Consider the following 2,303-nt stretch of genomic DNA (forward strand, 5'->3'; position numbering starts at 1 on the left):
CGGCCCTGGCGGGCCGACTGCACGAAGAAGCTCGGCTTCGGGGGTGCATCGGCAAACTCCCGTCACTCACTTCGTTCGTTGTGGTCAAACACAGCCGATGAGTATGTCTACGAAGCGCGCTGGCGCGCGCCACCCCCAAAGCCGAACTTCTCCGTCGCCCCAGAAGTCGCCCCCACAGCCACCCCCCAGCCGCTCCGAACACGAACCGTGAGTGTTCGTCGAATTTCATTCGGCGCGCGGCCCGGGTGACAACCCGGGATCCACCTTCATTTGTTCGCTTGTCACCTCCGCAGGAGCACGGCGGTGGTTGCAAGGCGCGTGGGGGGAGGCCGTGGAGCGCCAATAAAGACGGGTCGCCGGAGCTGGCTGGTTTCATGGCCCGCGTGCGCAGCACGCTTCGTGCACTGACTGTCGCCGACTGTTTGACCACAACGAGCGCAGCGAGTGGCGGGAGTTTCGGCGACGGGCCATGAAACCAGTCAGCGCAGGGGAGTCATCGCCCCGCCAGGGGCGATGACCGAACCGGCCGGCGCGCCACGGCCTCCCCCCACGCGCCTTGCCGCACAGAATCAATGAGTGGAAATGAAAAAGGGGCGCCTCGCGGCGCCCCCTTCTGCATGGCAGTGAACGGAAGACCGATCAGCGCACCACGGCGATCTGCTCGCGCTTCTCACCCTTGTAGGTGAAGAGCGTCAGCGCGCCGTTCTTGACGTCGCCCTTCTCGTCGAACGAGATCGTGCCCGTCACGCCCTTGTAGCCGTCGGTCTTGGCCAGCACCGGCAGGTACTTGGYCGGGTCGGCGGAACCGGCCTTGACCATCGCGGCAACCATCACGTTGACGGCGTCATAGACGTACGGCGAATAGATCTGCACGTCGGTGCCGAACTTCTTCTTGTAGTCTTCACGGAACTTCTCCATGCCGACCTTCTGCGTGCCTTCGACACCACCGGCTTCGGCGCAGACGACCTGGCCGTCACCCATCGCGCCAGCAGCCAGCTTCGGCAGCTCGCCCGAGCAGATGCCGTCGCCGCCCATGAACTTGGCGTTGATGCCCAGCTGCTTCATCTGGCGAATCATCGGGCCGGCCACGGCGTCCATGCCGCCGTAGAACACCACGTCGGGGTTCTTCGACTTGATCTGGGTCAGGATGGCGGTGAAGTCGGTCGCCTTGTCGGTCGTGAACTGGTGCGAGACGGTCGAGCCGCCCGCGCCCTTGACGCCCTTCTCGAACTCGTCGGCAACGCCCTGGCCATAGGCCGTGCGGTCGTCGATGACGGCGATCGACTTGCCCTTCAGCTCCTTGACGGCATAGCGGCCCAGCGTGCCACCCAGGTGCACGTCGTCAGCCACCACGCGGAACGTGGTCTTGTAGCCGTTGCGGGTGAACTTGGGGTTCGTGGCCGACGGGCTGATCTGCGGAATGCCGGCGTCGCTGTAGACCTTGGAGGCCGGGATCGACGTGCCCGAGTTCAGGTGGCCGATCACGCCGTTGACCTTCGAGTCGACCAGCTTCTGGGCGACAGCCGTGCCTTGCTTCGGATCGCCAGCGTCGTCTTCAGCCTGCAGCTCGAGCTTGACCTTCTTGCCGCCGATCGTCACGCCCTTGGCGTTCAGTTCGTCGATGGCCATGCGCGCGCCGTTCTCGTTGTCCTTGCCGAGGTGGGCAATGCCGCCGCTCGTCGGGGCGACGTGGCCGATCTTCACGACTTCCTGGGCGGACACCGCACCGGCGAACAGGGTGACAGCGGCAGCGACCAGGACATTGAGTTTGTATTGCATGCAAAAACCTCCGGGGTTTGGGAAAGACTGGATAACGGGTGAGGAGTCAGCCTCAGCGGGCGCAACGTTAACCCAAAAAAAACCGCCTCCATTGCGGGAATCCTCGGGTCTGGCTGCGCGATGTCCTCAAGGGATCAGGGGTTGGGCTCGCTGTGACATGGCGACACAACGAGCAAGTTCCGGGCCGCGTTGATAGGGTAAACGACAGCCCCGCAGCGCGGCGGCTGGACTATCGGCCGCGGGTGCGCTGCAGCTCCTGCGCGACCGCGCGGGTGACGATCTCGCGCAGCGTCGTCGCGAGCTCGTTGCGGGTGTCGCGGATCAGCGAATCGGCCATGCGCGCCAGCGTCGGCGCGAGCAGTTCGCGCAGCTTGTATTCGAAGACCAGGTCGAGCTGGCGCTGCACGTCGGTGAGCACGCGCTGGACGATGGCTTCTTCGTTGAGCGGGGCGGCCGCGGCGGCGGCGGCGGCAGCGCGGGGCGCCGGCGCCGGCGGCAGAGGCGTCAAGGCAGCGGGTGCCGTG

2 protein-coding genes are annotated in these 2,303 nt (G+C 65.6%); both read right to left on the reverse strand.

Annotated elements, in window-relative coordinates; translation table 11 throughout:
- Window positions 1–639: 639 nt before the first annotated feature.
- A complete protein-coding gene (locus AC1DXV_RS33875; protein ID WP_477937957.1) occupies window positions 640–1,779 on the reverse strand; it encodes a branched-chain amino acid ABC transporter substrate-binding protein in 1,140 nt (379 codons plus the stop codon).
- Between the two features lie 229 nt (window positions 1,780–2,008).
- Window positions 2,009–2,303: hypothetical protein (locus AC1DXV_RS33880; RefSeq protein WP_477937958.1), on the reverse strand; the 295-nt coding region annotated here is incomplete at its 5' end.

This window comes from Rhizobacter sp. P3_C12 (assembly GCF_056402735.1).